The organism is Planobispora longispora, assembly GCF_016863135.1.
GTDB classification, from domain to species: Bacteria; Actinomycetota; Actinomycetes; order Streptosporangiales; family Streptosporangiaceae; genus Planobispora; species Planobispora longispora.
On the sequence record NZ_BOOH01000040.1, the window covers coordinates 21,438 to 37,926 of the forward strand.

16 protein-coding genes and 1 tRNA gene are annotated in these 16,489 nt (G+C 72.9%); 7 read left to right on the forward strand and 10 right to left on the reverse strand.

The features are described from left to right. Positions 1-138: 138 nt before the first annotated feature. Positions 139-867 carry a metallophosphoesterase family protein gene (locus Plo01_RS24720; protein ID WP_239316983.1) on the reverse strand — a complete coding sequence of 243 codons (729 nt, stop codon included), beginning with the start codon at positions 865-867 and terminating at the stop codon, positions 139-141. Next, a complete protein-coding gene (locus Plo01_RS24725; protein ID WP_203893065.1) occupies positions 864-1,109 on the reverse strand; it encodes a BON domain-containing protein in 246 nt (81 codons plus the stop codon). The genes Plo01_RS24720 and Plo01_RS24725 overlap by 4 nt, the downstream gene beginning before the upstream one ends. A 163-nt stretch (positions 1,110-1,272) precedes the next feature. On the opposite strand from Plo01_RS24725, the gene Plo01_RS24730 reads away from it, so the two are divergent. Continuing rightward, a complete protein-coding gene (locus Plo01_RS24730) occupies positions 1,273-2,625 on the forward strand; it encodes a glycosyltransferase (protein ID WP_203893066.1) in 1,353 nt (450 codons plus the stop codon). Here Plo01_RS24730 and Plo01_RS24735 read toward each other — a convergent pair. Both Plo01_RS24735 and Plo01_RS24740 read right to left on the reverse strand, forming a co-directional pair. Next, a complete protein-coding gene (locus tag Plo01_RS24735; protein WP_239316991.1) occupies positions 2,567-2,776 on the reverse strand; it encodes a DUF4235 domain-containing protein in 210 nt (69 codons plus the stop codon). The two genes, Plo01_RS24730 and Plo01_RS24735, sit on opposite strands and share 59 nt — an antisense overlap. 73 nt (positions 2,777-2,849) lie before the next feature. Next, positions 2,850-3,113 carry a DUF6458 family protein gene (locus Plo01_RS24740; protein WP_203893068.1) on the reverse strand — a complete coding sequence of 88 codons (264 nt, stop codon included), beginning with the start codon at positions 3,111-3,113 and terminating at the stop codon, positions 2,850-2,852. A 77-nt stretch (positions 3,114-3,190) separates the two neighbouring features. Here Plo01_RS24740 and Plo01_RS24745 point away from each other — a divergent pair, with 77 nt between their 5' ends. Continuing rightward, the gene (locus Plo01_RS24745; protein WP_239316985.1) at positions 3,191-3,709 is read left to right on the forward strand and encodes a shikimate kinase; all 519 of its coding nucleotides are present in this window, start codon (positions 3,191-3,193) and stop codon (positions 3,707-3,709) included. A gap of 15 nt (positions 3,710-3,724) precedes the next feature. Here Plo01_RS24745 and Plo01_RS24750 read toward each other — a convergent pair whose 3' ends face one another. From Plo01_RS24750 to Plo01_RS24765, 3 genes are all read right to left on the reverse strand, one after another. Further along, positions 3,725-4,321 (reverse strand): DUF305 domain-containing protein, encoded by a 597-nt coding sequence (locus tag Plo01_RS24750; protein ID WP_203893070.1) that lies wholly within the window; start codon positions 4,319-4,321, stop codon positions 3,725-3,727. A gap of 149 nt (positions 4,322-4,470) precedes the next feature. Continuing rightward, entirely contained in the window at positions 4,471-5,337 is an 867-nt protein-coding gene (locus Plo01_RS40515; RefSeq protein WP_239316987.1) for a lytic polysaccharide monooxygenase auxiliary activity family 9 protein, read from the reverse strand. 88 nt (positions 5,338-5,425) lie between these two features. Beyond that, the gene (locus Plo01_RS24765; RefSeq protein ID WP_203893071.1) at positions 5,426-5,626 is read right to left on the reverse strand and encodes a hypothetical protein; all 201 of its coding nucleotides are present in this window, start codon (positions 5,624-5,626) and stop codon (positions 5,426-5,428) included. Between the two features lie 286 nt (positions 5,627-5,912). On the opposite strand from Plo01_RS24765, the gene Plo01_RS24770 reads away from it, so the two are divergent. The 4 genes from Plo01_RS24770 to Plo01_RS24785 all read left to right on the forward strand — a co-directional run bounded on the left by Plo01_RS24770 (position 5,913) and on the right by Plo01_RS24785 (position 12,309). Beyond that, on the forward strand, positions 5,913-7,616 hold the full coding sequence (locus tag Plo01_RS24770) for a serine/threonine-protein kinase (RefSeq protein WP_203893072.1): 1,704 nt from the start codon (positions 5,913-5,915) through the stop codon (positions 7,614-7,616). A gap of 11 nt (positions 7,617-7,627) precedes the next feature. Then, positions 7,628-9,286, forward strand: coding sequence for a protein kinase domain-containing protein (locus Plo01_RS24775; RefSeq protein ID WP_203893073.1), 1,659 nt, complete (start codon positions 7,628-7,630; stop codon positions 9,284-9,286). A 184-nt stretch (positions 9,287-9,470) separates the two neighbouring features. Then, entirely contained in the window at positions 9,471-10,928 is a 1,458-nt protein-coding gene (locus Plo01_RS24780) for a hypothetical protein (RefSeq protein ID WP_203893074.1), read from the forward strand. Position 10,929: 1 nt separating this feature from the next. Continuing rightward, a complete protein-coding gene (locus tag Plo01_RS24785) occupies positions 10,930-12,309 on the forward strand; it encodes a hypothetical protein (RefSeq protein ID WP_203893075.1) in 1,380 nt (459 codons plus the stop codon). 22 nt (positions 12,310-12,331) lie between these two features. Here Plo01_RS24785 and Plo01_RS24790 read toward each other — a convergent pair whose 3' ends face one another. Continuing rightward, entirely contained in the window at positions 12,332-12,643 is a 312-nt protein-coding gene (locus tag Plo01_RS24790; RefSeq protein ID WP_203893076.1) for a hypothetical protein, read from the reverse strand. A 407-nt stretch (positions 12,644-13,050) separates the two neighbouring features. Between Plo01_RS24790 and recD2 the strand changes: the two genes are divergently transcribed. Continuing rightward, entirely contained in the window at positions 13,051-15,177 is a 2,127-nt protein-coding gene (gene recD2 / locus Plo01_RS24795) for an SF1B family DNA helicase RecD2 (RefSeq protein WP_239316989.1), read from the forward strand. 42 nt (positions 15,178-15,219) lie between these two features. Here the strand turns inward: recD2 and Plo01_RS24800 are convergent, their stop codons facing one another. Together Plo01_RS24800 and Plo01_RS24805 are read right to left on the reverse strand one after the other, a co-directional pair. Next, positions 15,220-16,050 carry a metallophosphoesterase family protein gene (locus Plo01_RS24800; protein WP_203893077.1) on the reverse strand — a complete coding sequence of 277 codons (831 nt, stop codon included), beginning with the start codon at positions 16,048-16,050 and terminating at the stop codon, positions 15,220-15,222. 228 nt (positions 16,051-16,278) lie between these two features. Next, positions 16,279-16,352: transfer RNA gene (locus Plo01_RS24805), tRNA-Lys, on the reverse strand. Positions 16,353-16,489 lie beyond the last annotated feature (137 nt).

Sequence of the window (16,489 nt, forward strand, 5' to 3'; positions counted from 1 at the left end):
GGTTACCACCCGGCCCGCTCTTAATGTCTGCTGATGTCCGCCGACGCTCGCTGATGAGTTGACGGCCGCTGATGAGTTGACGGCCGCTGATGAGTTGACGGCCGTCAACGGCCACGGCCGATGACCGCGGCGGGGGCGTCAGCAGCGGCCGTCGCCGTTGAGGCAGTAGACCCCGTAGGCCCGGCCCAGCACGGGGAGCGCCACGTTGCGCACCCGGATGCCCGCGGGCGTGACCCCCTTCTCGGTCCCCATGTGCGCGTGACCGTGCAGGATCAGGTCCGCGCCCTCCGCGTCGATCGCCTCGGCCAGCAGGTAGCTGCCGAGGAAGGGGTAGATCTCCGGGGGCTCGCCGGCCAGCGTGTCGTTGACCGGCGAGTAGTGCGACAGGACGACTCGCCGGTCGGCCTCGAGCTCCTTCAGGGCCGTCCGCCAGCGGTCGGCGATCCGCTTGGTGTGGTTGACGAACGCCTTGATCTCCGGCTCGCCGAACTCGCTGGCGCACTTGCCGGCGAACCCGCCGCCGAAGCCCTTCCCGCCGACGACGCCGAGCCGCTCGCCGTTGACGTCGAGGACGACGGCATCGTCGTGCAGCACCGCGATCCCGGCCTCGCGCATCATGGCCGCGATCTCGGCGGGCTTGTCGGAGTGGTGGTCGTGATTGCCGAGCACGGCGATGACGGGGATCGGCAGGTCGCGGAACTCCTCGACCACCACCTCCCCCTCCTCCAGGGTTCCATGCCTGGTCAGGTCGCCGGCCAGCAGCAGAACATCGGCCTTCTCCTCGATCCCGGTCAGGTGGGAGCGGTAACGCCCGCCCATGTCCGTCCCCAGATGGACGTCACCGACCGCTGCGATTCGCAGGCTCACAGTTTCTCCTCCTCTTCGGGCGTCCGGACGTCCACGACGGTGAGCTCGTTGCGGACCACCAATCCGGGCGCCGCCTCACTCGCCACATCGGCGATCAGCTCACGGCGCTCCTCGCAGCTCACCTGACCGCGCAGGAAGAGCTGCTCCCCGCGGACGTCCACCCGGATGCCCAACTCGTTCGTACGTTCGTCCTCCGCCAGTGCACCCTGCACCCGCGCGGCGACATACTGCGGAGCCTCCATGACCGAACTCCTCTCGCCTTCGAACCGTCACCCCAGCACCCGGGGACTTCCCGCGAACTCCAAGGTCAAACGGGTTTAAAAGCCCCCTCGGGGGTAGAGCAGCCCAAAGGATGCCTAAGACGCAGGCACGTTTCTGTTGCATTACCGCTGCGGAGCCGTGCCTATGAACATCGCGATGGTGTCCGAACACGCCAGTCCCCTCGCCACCATCGGCGGCGCCGACGCGGGCGGCCAGAACGTGCACGTCGCCGCGTTGTCCTGCGCGCTGGCCGCGCGGGGGAACACGGTGACCGTCTACACCCGCAGAGACTCCGCCGAGCAGGACACGGAGGTCGCCTTCGCCCCCGGCGTCACCGTCGTCCACGTTCCCGCCGGTCCGCCGGAGAGCATCCCCAAGGACGACCTGCTCGCCTGGATGCCCGACTTCAGCCGGTGGATAGCCCGGCGCTGGGCGGCGTCCGCCCCCGACATCGCGCACAGCCACTTCTGGATGAGCGGCCTGGCCGCCCTGGCCGCCGCCCGGGCCACCGGGGTGCCCGTCGTCCACACCTTCCACGCTCTCGGCACCGTCAAGCGGCGGCACCAGGGCAGCGCCGACACCAGCCCGCGCGAGCGCGTGGAGACGGAGACGGTCATCGCCTGGCAGGCGGACGCGGTGATCGCGACCTGCTCGGACGAGGTGGCCGAGCTGAACCGGCTGCGGGTCCCCCGGCGGGCCACCCACGTCGTCCCCTGCGGCGTGGACCTGGCCGCGTTCACTCCCGCGGGCCCGGCGCCGGACCTCGGACCCGGCCCGGTCCTGCTCTCCATCGGCCGGCCGGTCCCGCGTAAGGGCGTGGAGACCGTCGTCCGCGCGCTCCGCCGGGTGCCGGACGCCACGCTGGTGGTCGCGGGCGGCGAGCCCGGGGAACCGGAGACCGCCCGCCTGGCGCGGATCGCGGACGAGTGCGGCGTCGCCGGCCGGGTCCGGTTCATCGGGAGGGTGGAGCGCTCCGCGGTCCCCGCCCTGATGCGGGCGGCGACCGCGGTGATCAGCGTGCCGTGGTACGAGCCGTTCGGAATCGTGCCGCTGGAGGCCATGGCCTGCGGGGTGCCGGTGGTCGCCTCGGCGGTGGGAGGGCATCTGGACACCGTCGTCCCGGGGGTCACCGGCGTACTGGTCCCGCCGCGCCGGGAGGCCGTCCTGGCGGGCGCGCTACGCGGGCTGCTGGCGGACCCGCCGCTGCTGGCGGCCTACGGCGCCGCCGCGGTCGAGCGGGCCGCGTCCCGCTACAGCTGGGAGCGGGTGGCGGCGGAGACGTCGGCCGTCTACGCCGAGGTTCTCGCCAGCCGGAGCCGTACCGCGCGGATAACCGCGGCGGCGCGCCATCCGCGAGAGATGAGCCGCCCGCGCGAGACGAGCGGGCGCGCCCATCCGGCCGTCGCAGTCCGCTCGCCCGGCGAGGCCGGGTCCGCGGTCACTGTCCGGTCGCTCGATGAAGGCTCCGTGCCGCGGAGCGGTCGATCGCTGCCTTGACGACACCGAAGATCGCCCCCTGAACGGCCGCGGCGAGCAGGACCTCCCCCCAGCCGTACTCCTCCGAGTTCGCCTGGGGCGCGTCATCCTTACCCGAGGCGAGTTTCCAGACCTGCTTGAAGATGACTCCGGCGAGAGCACCGCCGAGCATTCCGCTCGCGGCGCTCACGCCCCTGGATACGACCTTGCTCAACGTCCGTCCTCCGTTTCACCTGGGTAAGAACTCACACGACCGGGGGGTCGTCGTAGCGGCGCTCCTCGTAGATCCGCTGATGGGTGACCGGGTCCTCCGTGACGACAGTGGTGTTGGAGGCCAGGGCACGGCGAGCGGCGTTCAGGCGGTAGAGCGCGAACATCAGCCACACCAGGCCGCCGAGCATCAGGATCACGCCGAGGACATTGATGTCGAACCCGGCAAGGTCGAACTCGACCGCCCAGGTGAAGATGGCGCCGATCATGATGAGGACGATGCCGCCTGCGATGGTCATGGGTCTTCCCTCCTTCGAACCAGTACCTTCTCCCTATCCCTCGTACGGATCTCAAACGTCGCCGCATGGAGGCCGCAGTGATACCTGACCGTCCGATCGTCGTCACCGGCCTGATGGGCTCGGGGAAGACGTCCGTGGCACGGATCCTCGCGGCGGAGCTCGGGCGCGGACTGCGCGACAGCGATCCCGACATCTCCGCGCGGTACGGCGGCGCGACGGCGGCGGAGACCGTGGCCACGGCGGGCACGGAAGAGCTCCACCGGCGCGAGGCGGAACACCTGGCCGAGTCCCTCGCGGGGCGGCCCGCCCCGGTGATCGCCGCGGCGGCGAGCGTGGTGGACGACCCGGGCCGCCGGGCCGCGCTGAAGGAGGCGACGGTGGTCTGGCTGGACGCGCCGCCGGCGATCCTCGCCGAGCGCATGCGCTCCGGAGCGCACCGCCCGCACTTCGAGCCCGACCTGGAGGCCATGCTCGTCAAGCAGCGCGCCCGCCGCGGGCCGCTCTTCGCCGAGGTGGCCGACCTGACCTTCGACGTCTCCGACCTCTCCCCCGAGGAGGTGGCCGCCCGGGTGCTCGCCTCGCTCGAAGAGGGGTGATCCGGGAGCGGACGGTCACCGGCCCCGCAGGCGCAGCATCTGCTCGATCTGGGCGGTGCGCGAGAGGTCGATCCGCTCCGCCAGCCGCCGCACCTCGGGGTGCAGGCCGGCGGCCGCCTCCGCCCTGGCCAGCTGGACGGCGTCGTCCTGGTGGGCGATCAGCGTGTCGAGGAAGCGCGTCTCGAAGTCGGCCGGGGCCGCGCCGGTGACCTCGGCGATCTCCCGCTCGCTCGTCTCCGGCATGCCGCCGTGGGCGGCGTGCTCGTCGGCGGGGGCGGTCGCGGGCTGATCCCAGCCCCGCAGCCAGCCGGCCATGGTGGCGGTCTCGGCCTCCTGGGCGGTGACGACGGCCGCCGCGAGGATCCGCACCTCCTCGCGGGCGGCCCGTTCGCGCGCCAGCCGGGCCAGCTCCACGCCCTGGCCGTTGTGGGGGACCATCATCTGCAGGAACATCACGTCGGCCGTGTTGAACCCGCGGGCGGGACCGGCCTCCGACGCCCGGTCGGCCATGACGCCGCGCGCCCATTCGCCGCCGGAGGCTCCGCAGCCGGTCAGGGCCGCGCCGGCGGACAGGGCGAGGGCGCTCAGCGCCGCCAGGACAGTGCGCTTCATCGGGGACTCCTCGTGGACGACGGCGCGGACGGCCGGGGAGGGGCCGGGCCGGGCCGGGGAGGCGAGGTTCTCCCCGGCCCGGGAGCCGTGTTCCCGGCTCGGGAACCGTTCCCTGACCGGGAGCCGTCCCCCGGACCGGGACAAGCCCCTTACAGGCGCTTCCAGAGGGCGGGCACGTTCGGCGGCTCCCAGCCCGGCAGCGAGGTGTGCGTCTGCAGGCACTGGTAGGTCGCGCCGCCGTAGGTCACCCGCGCGCCCGCCGCGTAGGCGGTGTTCGGGGCCCAGGTGCCGCCCGGCTGGGTCACGGTCGGCGTCGGCGTCGGGGTGACCGTCGGCGTGGGAGTGGGCGTCGGGGTGACCGTCGGCGTCGGGGTCGGGTTCGTGCCGCCGCCGAAGTCGACGTCGCTGCAGGTGTAGAAGGCCTCCTCGCTGCCCACCACGCGCTGCCAGATCGAGTAGATCATGGCGCGGCCGGTCCGCTGCGGGAGGTTGATCGTCCAGTTGGTGTAGGTCGTCGGGTTCTGGTTGTTGAAGGTCTTGATGTGCTCCAGGTCCGACCAGCGCAGCGGCTGGGTCGGGCTCCAGCCGGGCTTGGTGATGTAGAACTCGAAGTTGCTGTTGGCGTGCGGCGCGGTCGCGTGGTAGGTGATCGTCAGCGGGCCCGGATTCACCTTCGTGGCCGGCCAGTCGGCGCGGGCGAGGTCGAGGCCGCGGTACTTGTCACGCCCGGCGCTGCACAGCTTGCCGTCCGGGATGAGCTCGCGGTGCCGTCCGCCCGCGGTGAGCAGGGACACCTCGTGCCAGTCGTAGAAGGCCTGGGTGCCGCCGGCCGCGACGGCGGCCTTGCACGCCGCGGACTTCGGGCTGTCCGGGCCCTCGGTCTTGCAGACGTAGGCGCGGCTGGGGGGATTCGACATGGACCCGTGGGCGCCCGCAGGGGCCGAGGGGATCAGGGCGAGCAGGGATCCGGCCGCGAGGGCGACGGCTCCGGTGGTCACCTTGTGTCGCAGGTGCACGTGGACTCCTCCTACAGGGGGGAATGGAGGTGGAACATGTCCAACGGCCGACGGATAGCACGTTATTAATAGGAAACCTTACTAAGAATTAGTCGAACCGGCCAGGGTTCCGCGGAACACGCCGAGGGGCCGGGCGCCGCACGGCGCCCGGGGTCCCGCCGGTGGTGGTGATCCTGGTGTCGTCCACGAACGCGCCGACCTCGCCGGTGGCCGGGTCGGTCACGTAGCCGATCGAGATCTCGACCCGCCGGCCCGCGTACGGGGACAGGTCGAAGGCCCGGTTCGTCATGTGCCCGTCGGTCTCGCCGTTGGTGGTGTAGAGCTCGGCTCCGATGTCGGGGTCGTACCCGGGTACGGCCGGCGTCGCGTCGTCGCCGAGCAGCGCCTCGAAGATCAGGTCGTCGGGGTGGGGGCGGCCTGCTGCCAGCCGACGCCGTACAGCAGCAACTGCGCGGCCGAGTGGTAGTTGATCAGATAGGTGAAGCCCACCCGCCTGGCCAGGTCGTCCTTCCCGTGTCCGCCGTTACATCGGGTGACGGGCTGAGCATGATCAGTGAGTCCGCTATTCTCCCGCTATGCCCGACAGGGAAGACTTTGCGGAGCGGTACCGCCTGATCCGGGAACTGGGCAGCGGCGGGATGGGAACCGTCTGGCTGGCCAGGGACGAGATGCTTGACCGCGAAGTCGCGGTCAAGGAGCTCACACTGCCCCCGGGGATCGACGAGGCCCGCCGGGCCGAGCTGGTCACCCGTGCCGTACGGGAGGCGCAGGCCACCGCGCAGATCCGCCACCCTTCGGTGGTCGCCCTGCACGACGTGACGGTCCACGAGGGCAAGCCGTGGATCGTCATGGAGCTGCTGCGCGGCCACAGCCTCAGCGCCCTCGTCGAGGAGGAGGGTCCGCTCCCGCCTCAGCAGGTGGCCGCGATCGGCGCCCAGCTCGTCGACGGGCTCGCGGCGGCCCACGCCCGCGGCATCCAGCACCGTGACGTCAAACCGGGGAACGTCTTCCTGACCACCTCCGGGCGGGCCGTGCTGACCGACTTCGGCATCGCCCACCTCACCGGCGACGCGACGCTGACCCAGACGGGACTGCTCATCGGCTCGCCCGGGTTCATCGCCCCCGAACGGCTGGACGGCGAGCGGGGCGGGCCCGCCTCGGACCTGTGGTCGCTCGGGGCAACCCTCTACTTCGCCGTCGAGGGCATCGCCGCCTACGAGGGCGCGCCCATGGTGAGATTGAGCGCGGCGCTGTCCGGGCGGATCAGGCCGCTCGAACTGGCCGGCCCGCTGGAGCCGGTCCTGGTGGCGATGATGGCGCGGGAACCGGCGGCACGGCCGGACGCGGGCACGGCCCGGTGGCTGCTCACGCAGGTCGCCGAGGGCCGCGTGCCCGAGGTCCCCCAGGCCCCCCAGGTCCGCGAGGCTCCCGGTCTCCCCGGCTCCCCCCGCGTCACCGGGGACTCCGCGATCCGCGTCCCGCCTCCGCCCCCCGGATCGGTCCCGGTCCCCCTCCCTCCGCCGGATTCGGCGCCGGTCCCGCTCCCGCCCCCGCCGCCGGGCGCGACCCCGGTCCCGCTCCCGCCCCCCGGCTCACCGACCCCGCTCCCGGCCCCGCGGGGCGAGGGGCCCGGCGCGGTCCCGCCCGCCGGGCGGAGCCGTCTGCGGCTCTGGATCGCGGCGGCGGTGGCGGTCGTCCTCGTCGCGGTCGCGGCGGGCGTCACGATCGCGCTCCTGAGCGGGGACGGGGAGCGGACGGAGTTCGCCGGGCCGGTGGACTTCTGCTCGCTGCTCACCCCCGCGCAGGCGCGCGAGATCACGCGCGCCCCCCAGCCGCCGACCGGCACGCCGTACGAGGGGGGATGCGCCTGGACCACCCGTAACAGCGGGGTCGCGCTGATCCCCCGCGCCGTCAGCGACGCCGTGCAGCCGTGGGGGATGAGCCCGGAGACGGCCCGCGAGCACCTGGCCGCCCTGGGCAGGTCGCACCGGCAGCCCACCGAGTTCCCCTGGGAGTGGAAGGAGGCCGGGATCACCCGCGTGACGGCCAGGACCACGGCCGCGCGCCCGGTGCCCGAGCTGGGCGAGGGGGCCTTCGCCCACGACCTGACCTCCGAGAGCGGCCAGACCCACACCGGCGTCGTCCACTTCCGCGTCCTCAACCTCGTCGTCGAGGCCCGGTACTCGACGATCTCCTCCACGCCCACCGACGCCGACATCAGGGACGGCGCGCTCAAGGCCGCGCGGTGGGCTCAGGCGGCCCTGCGGAACGGGAAATGACAGGACGAGAGATGACGGGGCAGGAAGGCGCCGGGCCCGCGCGGACGCTCGCGGGCAGGTACCGGCTGCTGGAACGGCTGGGCGAGGGCGGGGCGGGCACGGTCTGGCGCGCCCGCGACGAGATGCTCCGCCGCGAGGTCGCGGTCAAGGAGCTGCGCGGCGGCCGCGAGTTCGCCGAGCGCGCGATCCACGAGGCCAGGGCCGCCGCCCGGGTGAGCCACCCGGCCATCGTCATGGTCCACGACGTGGTGACCGACGGCGGACAGCCGTGGATCGTGATGGACCTGGTCGGCGGGGACTCGCTGGACAGGGTGATCAGGCGGGAGGGAACGCTCCCGCCGCGCCAGGTCGCGGCGATCGGCCTGCGGGTGCTGGACGCGCTGGAGGCCGCGCACACCCACGGCCTGCTCCACCGCGACGTCAAACCCGCCAACGTCCTGCTCGACGCGGACGGCACGGCGATGCTCGCCGACTTCGGCATCGCGGCCCCGCTGACCGGTGAGCTGAGCCTGTCCGGCCACGCGGGCTCGGCCGGGTACACCGCCCCGGAGCGCCTCCGGGAGGAGCCCGCGGGCCCCGCCTCCGACCTGTGGTCGCTGGGGGCGACGCTGTACACCGCGGCCGAGGGCCGGGCCCCGTTCCACCGGGATCACCCCGCCGCCATCGCCGCCGCGGTGCTGATGCGCGAGCCGCCCGCCCCGGAGCGCGCCGGGCCCGAGCTGGGCGGGCTGCTGCTCGCCCTGCTGGCCAAGGACCCGCAGACGCGCCCGGAGCCGGAGGAGATCCGGCGTGTCCTGAACGGCGTCGCCCGCTCGGGCCGGACCTCGGGCACCTTCCCCCTCACCCGCCCGGACGCCCCGGACCTCCAGCCGGCGCATCAGGCACAGCCGCAGCAGGCGCGGCACGGTGCGAACGGGTTCCCCGCCGCCCGCCCCGGCCTGGACGGACTCCCCACCGTGCCCGCCCGCGTACGCGGCCCGCGGTCCCGGAGCGCCAGGCGCCGCCGGTTCGTGTGGATCGCCGCGGCGGCCCTGCTGGCGGCCGTGGCCGCCGGGACGCTGTTCGCCTGGCAGGTGACCGCCTCCCGCGAGAGCGCGCCGGACGGCGGGCGGTTCGCCACCGCGCCGGAGGCCTGCGGCCTGCTCACCGTCGAGCAGGCCGACGAGCTGGTCGGCAAGGCCACCGACCCCAGGATGACCAGGGCGGACGAGTGCGAGTGGAACGAGCCCAACGGGCGCCGGTACCGCTGGATCGCGGTGCAGACGCAGGCCGTGCCCGTCCAGGGCGGGACGGGCGCGCCCGAGGCGGCCCGGCGGCTGTTCGAGCGCAAGAGGCAGGAGGCCGTCGCCGCCGCCGGCACCCGGCAGCTGGCCTACAGCGAGACGCGGTCCGCGGTCCGCGACCTGTCCGGGGTCGGTGACGAGGCGTTCACCCAGGACACCGCCAGGAAGGGCGGGCTCTACGACAGGACCATCTGCACGACCTGGCTCCGGGTCAGCAATCTGATCGTCAGGGTCGAGTGGGTGCGCGCGGAGGAGGGCGGGGTCACCCCGGCCGACCAGGAGGCCGCGCGCCGCGCGGCCGAGCTGGTGGCGGCGGGGCTCACGGCCGCCTCGCCCGGCGGGACGGGCGGCCCCTCCGCGGGGGAGTCCCGCTCCCCCGGTGAGTGAGCCCGTGGAGAGCGGTGATCCCGCAGAGCCCGCCTAGAGATCCCGTACGGGGAGAGCGAACCCGGAAAAAGCGGACCCGGGTGCGCGAACCGCAGCCCGTCCCCGCGACTCCTATACAGGAGACTCCGCCCCGCCCGCAGGAGACTCCCCGCCAGACCCCTCCGACTCCCCCGCAGGAGGCTCCATGAGCCACGACAGTCCCGAGCCCTCCACCAGGCAGCTCCGGTGGACGGCCACCGTGCCCTCCCCCGCCGCCCCCCGGAGGGGCCGGCTGGTCCTCGCCGCGGCCGGCGTGGTCGTCCTCGCCGCGGCGGGCGGCGGCGGCGCCTACGTGGTGACCCGCTCCCTCACCTCGCCGGACCCGGGCCCGGCCCCGTCCCCGGCCGCCGCCCCGGCCACGCCCGTCGCCCAGACCGCCACGGGACCGATCAAGGCCTGCGCCACGCTCGACACGCTGGAGACCGAACGCCTCGTCCCGAAGGCGACGGTGAGCGACACCGTCTCCGACAAACGAGACGAGTTCTCCTACATCGCCTGGAGCTGCACCTGGAGCAACCCCAGCCTCTCCTTCGGGGAGTACCGCAGGAACCGCAAGATCACGGTAGAGGTGACCCAGCACCACGCCCGTGAGAGCGACAGCGCCGACACCGTCTCCCGGCGGCAGTACGGCATCGAGCTCAGCAGCAGCCAGTTCAGGGCGGCCAACCCCACCAAGGACGCCTACTACGCGATGGCGAAGCTGGACGGGATCGGCGAAGAGGCCCACGCCCGGTACACCTGGTACAAGGGGAACAGCATCCCGAGCGCCTTCGGCGAAGGATTCGCCCGCGTCGGGGACGTCACCGTCAAGGTGGAGTACGAGGCCAGCCAGGAGCGCAAGGACTCGCCCCTGTTCACCTCCAAGGGCCGGACGCTGGTCACCGAGAAGAACGCGATGCGGGAGGTCAAGCTCCTGCTCGGGCAGGCGGCGGAGTCGGTCGCGGCGTGGCGGCAGGGCAGGCCGTACGCGCGCGCGACCCTCGATCCGACGCCGACGCCGACCGGCCCCACCCCGACGCCCACGCCGGTGGCGATCGACTTCCCCAAGACCTGCGAGGCGGTGACCCCGGTCGCCACAGAGCTGGTCCCCGGCGCGAAGTCCAACGCGGAGCGGACGCGGGACGGCGGCAAGACGATCGTCAGCTGCCGGTGGAACAACCGGGAGATCCCCGCCCAGGACGGGTTCGGCCTGCGCACCGTCTTCATCAGCTTCACCACCTTCACCAACCGGTCCGGGGCTCCGGACACCGGGGCGGCCAAGCACTACTACATCGACCTGCGCTCCAAGGCCAAGGAGTGGGAGGGGAGCGGGTTCCAGGGACTCTTCTACCACAAGGTGACCGAGCCCAAGGACTGGGGCGACCGGGCCCACTACCAGTACCGGAAGAACCGCACCCCCAGCGTGCACGCGGGGATCGCCGACAGCGCCGTGCTCGTGGGAGCGACCGTGATCGAGGTGACCCACGGCGGCTCCGAGCGCGCCAAGGACCAGCCGATCAACTCCCCCAGCTCCGTCCTCATGCCGCAGAAGCAGGCGGTCGCCGGGCTGCTGAAGGCCACTGAGACGGCTCTCGAGGCCTTCCGGAAGACCGGGACGGACTGACGTGGCGACCAGCGAGACCCGGCGGCGCTGGCTCGCGCCCGCCGTGGCGGGCGCGACCGCCCTGGCCGTCGCCGGCGGCGTCGTCGCCTACACCGTGTCCCGTCCCGGCACGGGGACGGCCCCGGCCTCGTCCGCCGCCTCGGCCACGCCCGCCGCCCACTCCCCGGACGACCCCCCGGACGTCTGTTCCATGATCAGCGCGTCCGAGGCCGAGCGTCTCGCCCCGCGGGCGGTGATCGACCGCACCGCCTCGGACGACTCCTCCGCGACCGCCTGGAAGTGCAGGTGGCGCGGGGACCTCCTGCCCGGCGAGAACGGTTCGGCCGGCGAGATCGAGATCGAGGTCAAGCGGTACAAGAAGACCGGCGAGAGCGCCGAGGTCGTCGCGGCGCGGAAGTACGCCTTCGCCGTCCAGGGCGACCAGAGTCTCGCGACCCGCTCCCACAAGGAGTTCGTCGACGCCCCGGTGAGGAGGTTCAGCGGGATCGGCGACTCGGCGCACGGCCAGTACTCCCGTTCCCGCACGGGAAGCGGGTACGACGTGGCCAAGGGTTCCAGCAGGGTCGGGGACGTCATCGTGGGCGTGCAGTACAGGCCCGGGGGGAGCCCCGCGCCGCCCCTCCCCCGCGGGGACATCCCGCCCGCCGCCGAGAGGGCGGCGCTGCGGGAGGCCGAGAGCCTCCTGCGTCAGGTGTCGGAGTCGGTGACCGACTGGCGCGCGGGCAGGCCGTACGCGCGCCCGGCCACCCCGGCGGCCACACCCGCGCCCACCGGCACGCCCGCCCCTGCCGCCACGCCCACGCCGGTCCCGGTCGACTTCGCCGCGAACTGCGCCAAGTTCGGCCTGGCCGCCGCCAGGCTGGTCCCCGATCCGAAGACCGGCGCCTCCCGAACCGTGTTGTCCGACCGCACGGTCGTCGACTGCTGGTGGGAGAACGCGGACCTGCCCGCGAGCCGGGGCCTGCGCCTGCGCAACGTCTCCATCAGCGTCCTCACCTTCACCAACCGGGCCGGCAACCCCGATCCCGAGGGAGCCCGGCGGCACTATGAGGAGCGTCGCGACAGGGCGCTGCGACGGGCGCGGGACGGTGTGGACCGGGAGTATCCCGGCATCTCCTTCACCGAGGTCACCGACCTGCCGGGGACGGACGATCCGGCGTACGTCCAGTACAGGCGGCACCGGGCCGCCGAGCTGCAGGTGGGAGTGGCCGGGGTGCTCGTGGTCGTCGGCGGGAGCGTGATCGAGGTCTCCTACGCGGGCTCCGAGCGCCCCCGGGGCGCCGGGATCGGCTCCGCCAGATCCGTCCTCATGCCGGAGCGGGAGGCCCGCGCGGCCGTCGCCCCCCTCGCCAGGGCGATCGCCGGGATCGCCCGCCGGTGATCCGGTCGGCCGGGCCCGGCGGTCACACCAGGGCGAGGCAGACGGACCCGGCCCGCTCGGTCCTGGTGACGGAGCCCATCCGGCCGGGCCTGACGGCGGTGCTCACGCGGTCGGCCATGCCGAGGGCCCAGCGCATCCGGCTGGCGTACGCCTCGGGGTGGTCACCGGCCTCCTGCGCGACACTGGCCAGGCAGTCGGCGAGATCCGCGTGGCAGATGCGCAGCCGGTCCTCGATGGCCGTGCGCGCCTGCTCCGGCGAGGGGTCGTCGGATGCCTGCAACGCGGAGGCGAAGAGAACCTGTGCCAGCTCGGGCACGCTCATCGTGATCAGCATCGCATGCCTCTCTCCCTCGGGGATCTCCGGATCCGCTGACCCGGCGGTGCCCCGTCTGATCGTTTAAGTTCTTCTCACAGCTCTATAGTCTCGAACGGCACCGACATTTTCGGAGTTCCAACACAGCCCCCGGACAACCTCGGTACTATTTTTCTTTCTTTCGGCGGACCCGGCACCTTCCGTCGGGCCCTGCGCCCTCTTCCGGCAGGCTCCGCGCCGTCTCCCGGCGGCTTCGCCCGCCCCGGCGAACCCCCCGCCGGACCCGTCACAGGCCGTCCCACGTCGTCTTTCGCCCGTATTGTCGGTCCCACGCCCTACCCTGCCGACCAGGCCCGCGGTTCGCACGCGGCCGTCCCGCCGATCGGCGGCCTGTGACGCGGGCCGTACGGGATGATTGGATCCTCACCGTGGAAGCCTCGGTCGAGCAACTGGTTTACGTCCGCGAGGACGAATACACCGTCGCGCGGATGAGCGCCGAGGACATGCCCGCCTTCGTCGCCTCCGGCCGGGCGCTGGCCGGGGTGCAGCCCGGGGAGACGCTCAAGCTCGTCGGCGAGTGGGACGACCACCCACGTCACGGCAGGCGCCTGATGGTCAGCGCGTGCGAGCGGGTGATCCCGTCCACGGTCCGGGCCATCGAGCTGTACCTCGGCTCGGGACTGATCCGCGGCATCGGCCCGCGCCTGGCCCACGCCATCGTCAGCCACTTCGGTGAGGAAAGTCTTACCGTCATCGACACCGATCCCGTACGCCTGCGGGAGGTCATCAACATCGGCCCGGTACGGCAGGCGCAGATCGTCGAGGCGTGGCGGGAGCAGAAGGCGATCGCGGCGCTGATGGTGGTCCTGCAGGGGTACGGCGTCAGCCCGCTGCTCGCCGCGAAGGTCTACCAGGCGTTCGGCGCGCAGGCGGCCGAGATCCTGACCTCCGACCCCTACCGGCTCATCGGCCGGGTCAGGGGCATCGCGTTCAGCACCGCCGACCGGATCGCCCTGCGGTCGGGCGTGCCGGAGAGCAGCCCGCAGCGGATCCAGGCGGCGGTCCTGGACCGGCTGGACGCGGCGGCCAGCGGCGGAGGGCACTGCTACCTGCCGCTGCTCGCCGTGCTCACCCAGACCATCGCGATGATCGGCCAGGAGGAGGAGCTGATCCGGCAGGCGGTCGACGCCCTGGTGGCCGAGCGGCGGGTGGTCACCGAGCCGTCCCCGGAACGGCCCGGCCAGACCGTCGTCTACGCCAAGGAGATCCACAGCCGGGAACTGGCCCTCACCGACCACCTGACCCGGCTCTTCCGGGCCCGTTCGACGCTGCCGATGCGCGGCTTCGAGGAGGACGCCACCCTCAACGACGACCAGCGGGCCGCGGTGACCATGGCGCTGGCCGCGACCGTGTCCGTCCTCACCGGCGGTCCGGGCTGCGGCAAGAGCCACACGGTCAGGGCGATCGCGGCCACCGTGCGGGCGATGGGCGGCACCGTCACCCTCGCCGCGCCCACCGGCAAGGCCGCCAAGCGGCTCTCGGAGCTGACCGGCGTGCCCGCGATGACCGTCCATCGCATGCTGGCCCACCAGCCCGACCCCGACGCCCTGTTCGACCGGAACCCCGCGCACGCCGACCTGATCGTCGTGGACGAGGCCTCCATGCTCGACCTGCACCTGGCCACCCGGCTGTGCGCGGCCATCCCCTCCGGGGGCCACCTGCTGCTCGTCGGCGACAGCGACCAGCTCCCCAGCATCGGCCCCGGCAACATCCTGGCCGACCTGCTGCGCGTGGAGGACATCCCCCGGGTCCGGCTGACCCACATCTTCCGGCAGGCGGGCGACAGCGCCATCGTCCGGGCCGCCCACCGCATCCGCGCCGGGGAGCTCCCGCGCCTGCCCGGCGGGGGCGGCTTCTGGTTCGAGGAGCTCGACGACCCCGAGGCCGTCGCCGAGCGGGTGGTCGAACTGGCGACGGTGGCGATCCCGCGCAAGCAGAACGTGGACCCCGGTCAGGTCCAGGTGCTGTGCCCGATGCGCAAGGGCGCGACGGGCGCCACGGACCTCGGCCGCAGACTGCAGGAACGGCTCAACCCGGCCGCCGAGGACAAGGCCGAGCACTGGGCGGGCGCCTCGGTCTTCCGGGTCGGCGACCGGGTCATGCCGATCCGCAACAACTACGACAAGGGCGTCTTCAACGGCGAGACCGGCACCGTCACCCGCGTCGTCCCGGAGGACCGGCTGGTGGAGATCGTCATCGACGACGGGGAACCGGTGACCTACGGCTTCGACGAACTGGACGACCTCACCCACGCCTACGCCATCAGCGTCCACCGCTCCCAGGGCAGCGAGTATCCCTTCGTGGTCGCCCCCATCGTCGCCGACGCCGGCGGCGTCATGCTCCGCCGCCGCCTGCTCTACACCCTGGTCACCCGGGCGAAGTCCTGGGTGGTCCTGGTCGGCCGGCGCGACGCCCTGGAGCTCGCGGTCCACCGCCTCGGCCACCGCCGCAACACCGGCCTCGCCCCCCGCCTGGCCCTCAGCCTCTCCGCCTGAGCCCCCCGGCCGCCGGCTGCCGGTCCATAGGTATCGTCTGACCTACACCTTTCGATCCCCATAAAAGATGACTTTGGGTAGGGTCGGGGCTTTTGCCCGTTGCCGCCATTCGCGGGGGTAGCCCAGGGAGACCTCCTCGAAGCGCACCCCGTCATGCCAGGTCGTCCGCGGGATGTGCAGGTGGCCGTAGACCACCGCCTCGGCCCGGAAGCGCACGTGCCAGTCGGCGGTCCGCTCGGTGCCGCACCACAGGGCGAACTCCGGGTGACGGAGGACCCGCACCGGATCTCGGACCAGCGGATAGTGGTTGACCAGCACGGTCGGCAGCTCCAGGGCGGCCAGGCGCCTCTCGGTGGAGGCGACTCTGGCCGCGCACCACGCCGGCCTGGAGGGATACGGATCGGGGTGCAGGAGGAACTCGTCGGTGCACATGACTCCGCTCTCCTCGGCCATGGCCAGCGCCTGCTCGGCGGAGCGCGCCCCGGGGGGCCGGAAGGAGTAGTCGTAGAGCACGAAGAGCGGCGCGACGGCGAGCGGTCCGTCCGGTCCGGTCCACACGGGGTACGGATCCTCCGGCGTGACCACGCCGAGCTCGCGGCAGCGCTCGACCAGCAGGCGGTACCGCTCCTCACCGCGGAGCGTGACCGGATCGCCGGGATGGGTCCACAGCTCGTGGTTCCCCGGCGCCCACACCACGGTGGCGAAGCGCTCGCGGAGCAGGGCGAGCGTCCGCTCGACGTCGGCGACCCGCTCGGCGACGTCGCCCGCGATCAGCAGCCAGTCGTCCGGCGACCGGGGACGCAGCCGCTCGACCACCTCCCGGTTGTCCGGGAAGCCGACGTGCAGGTCGCTGACGGCCAGCAGCGAGCTCATGCGCGCACCGACAGGATCGCCTTGATATCGGACATGACACTTCCCGATCAGAGCCGGAGGACGAGAAGAGGACACCTTCGAGGACTGGGCCCGGTGATTGCTATCTGCAGCTTTTCTCGCTGAACCCCGACAGACAACCCCTGTCCCCCGTGATCCGGCGCCGGGCCGGATCGTGGCGTCATACGGAAAAACCCCAGCTCGGACGGTGCCGAACTGGGGTTGTACCGGTGCGCCGCCAGGGACTCGAACCCCGGACCCGCTGATTAAGAGTCAGCTGCTCTAACCAACTGAGCTAGCGGCGCCTGCGATGAGGTAACTCTAGCAGCCCCGCCAGGCGGAACGCACATCGTCACGGGTCGGGGCAGGGGCGGGGGCGGGGGCGAAAGCACGGGGGCGGAAAAGGCGCGGGGCCGGACGGTTCCCCCAACCGTCCGGCCCC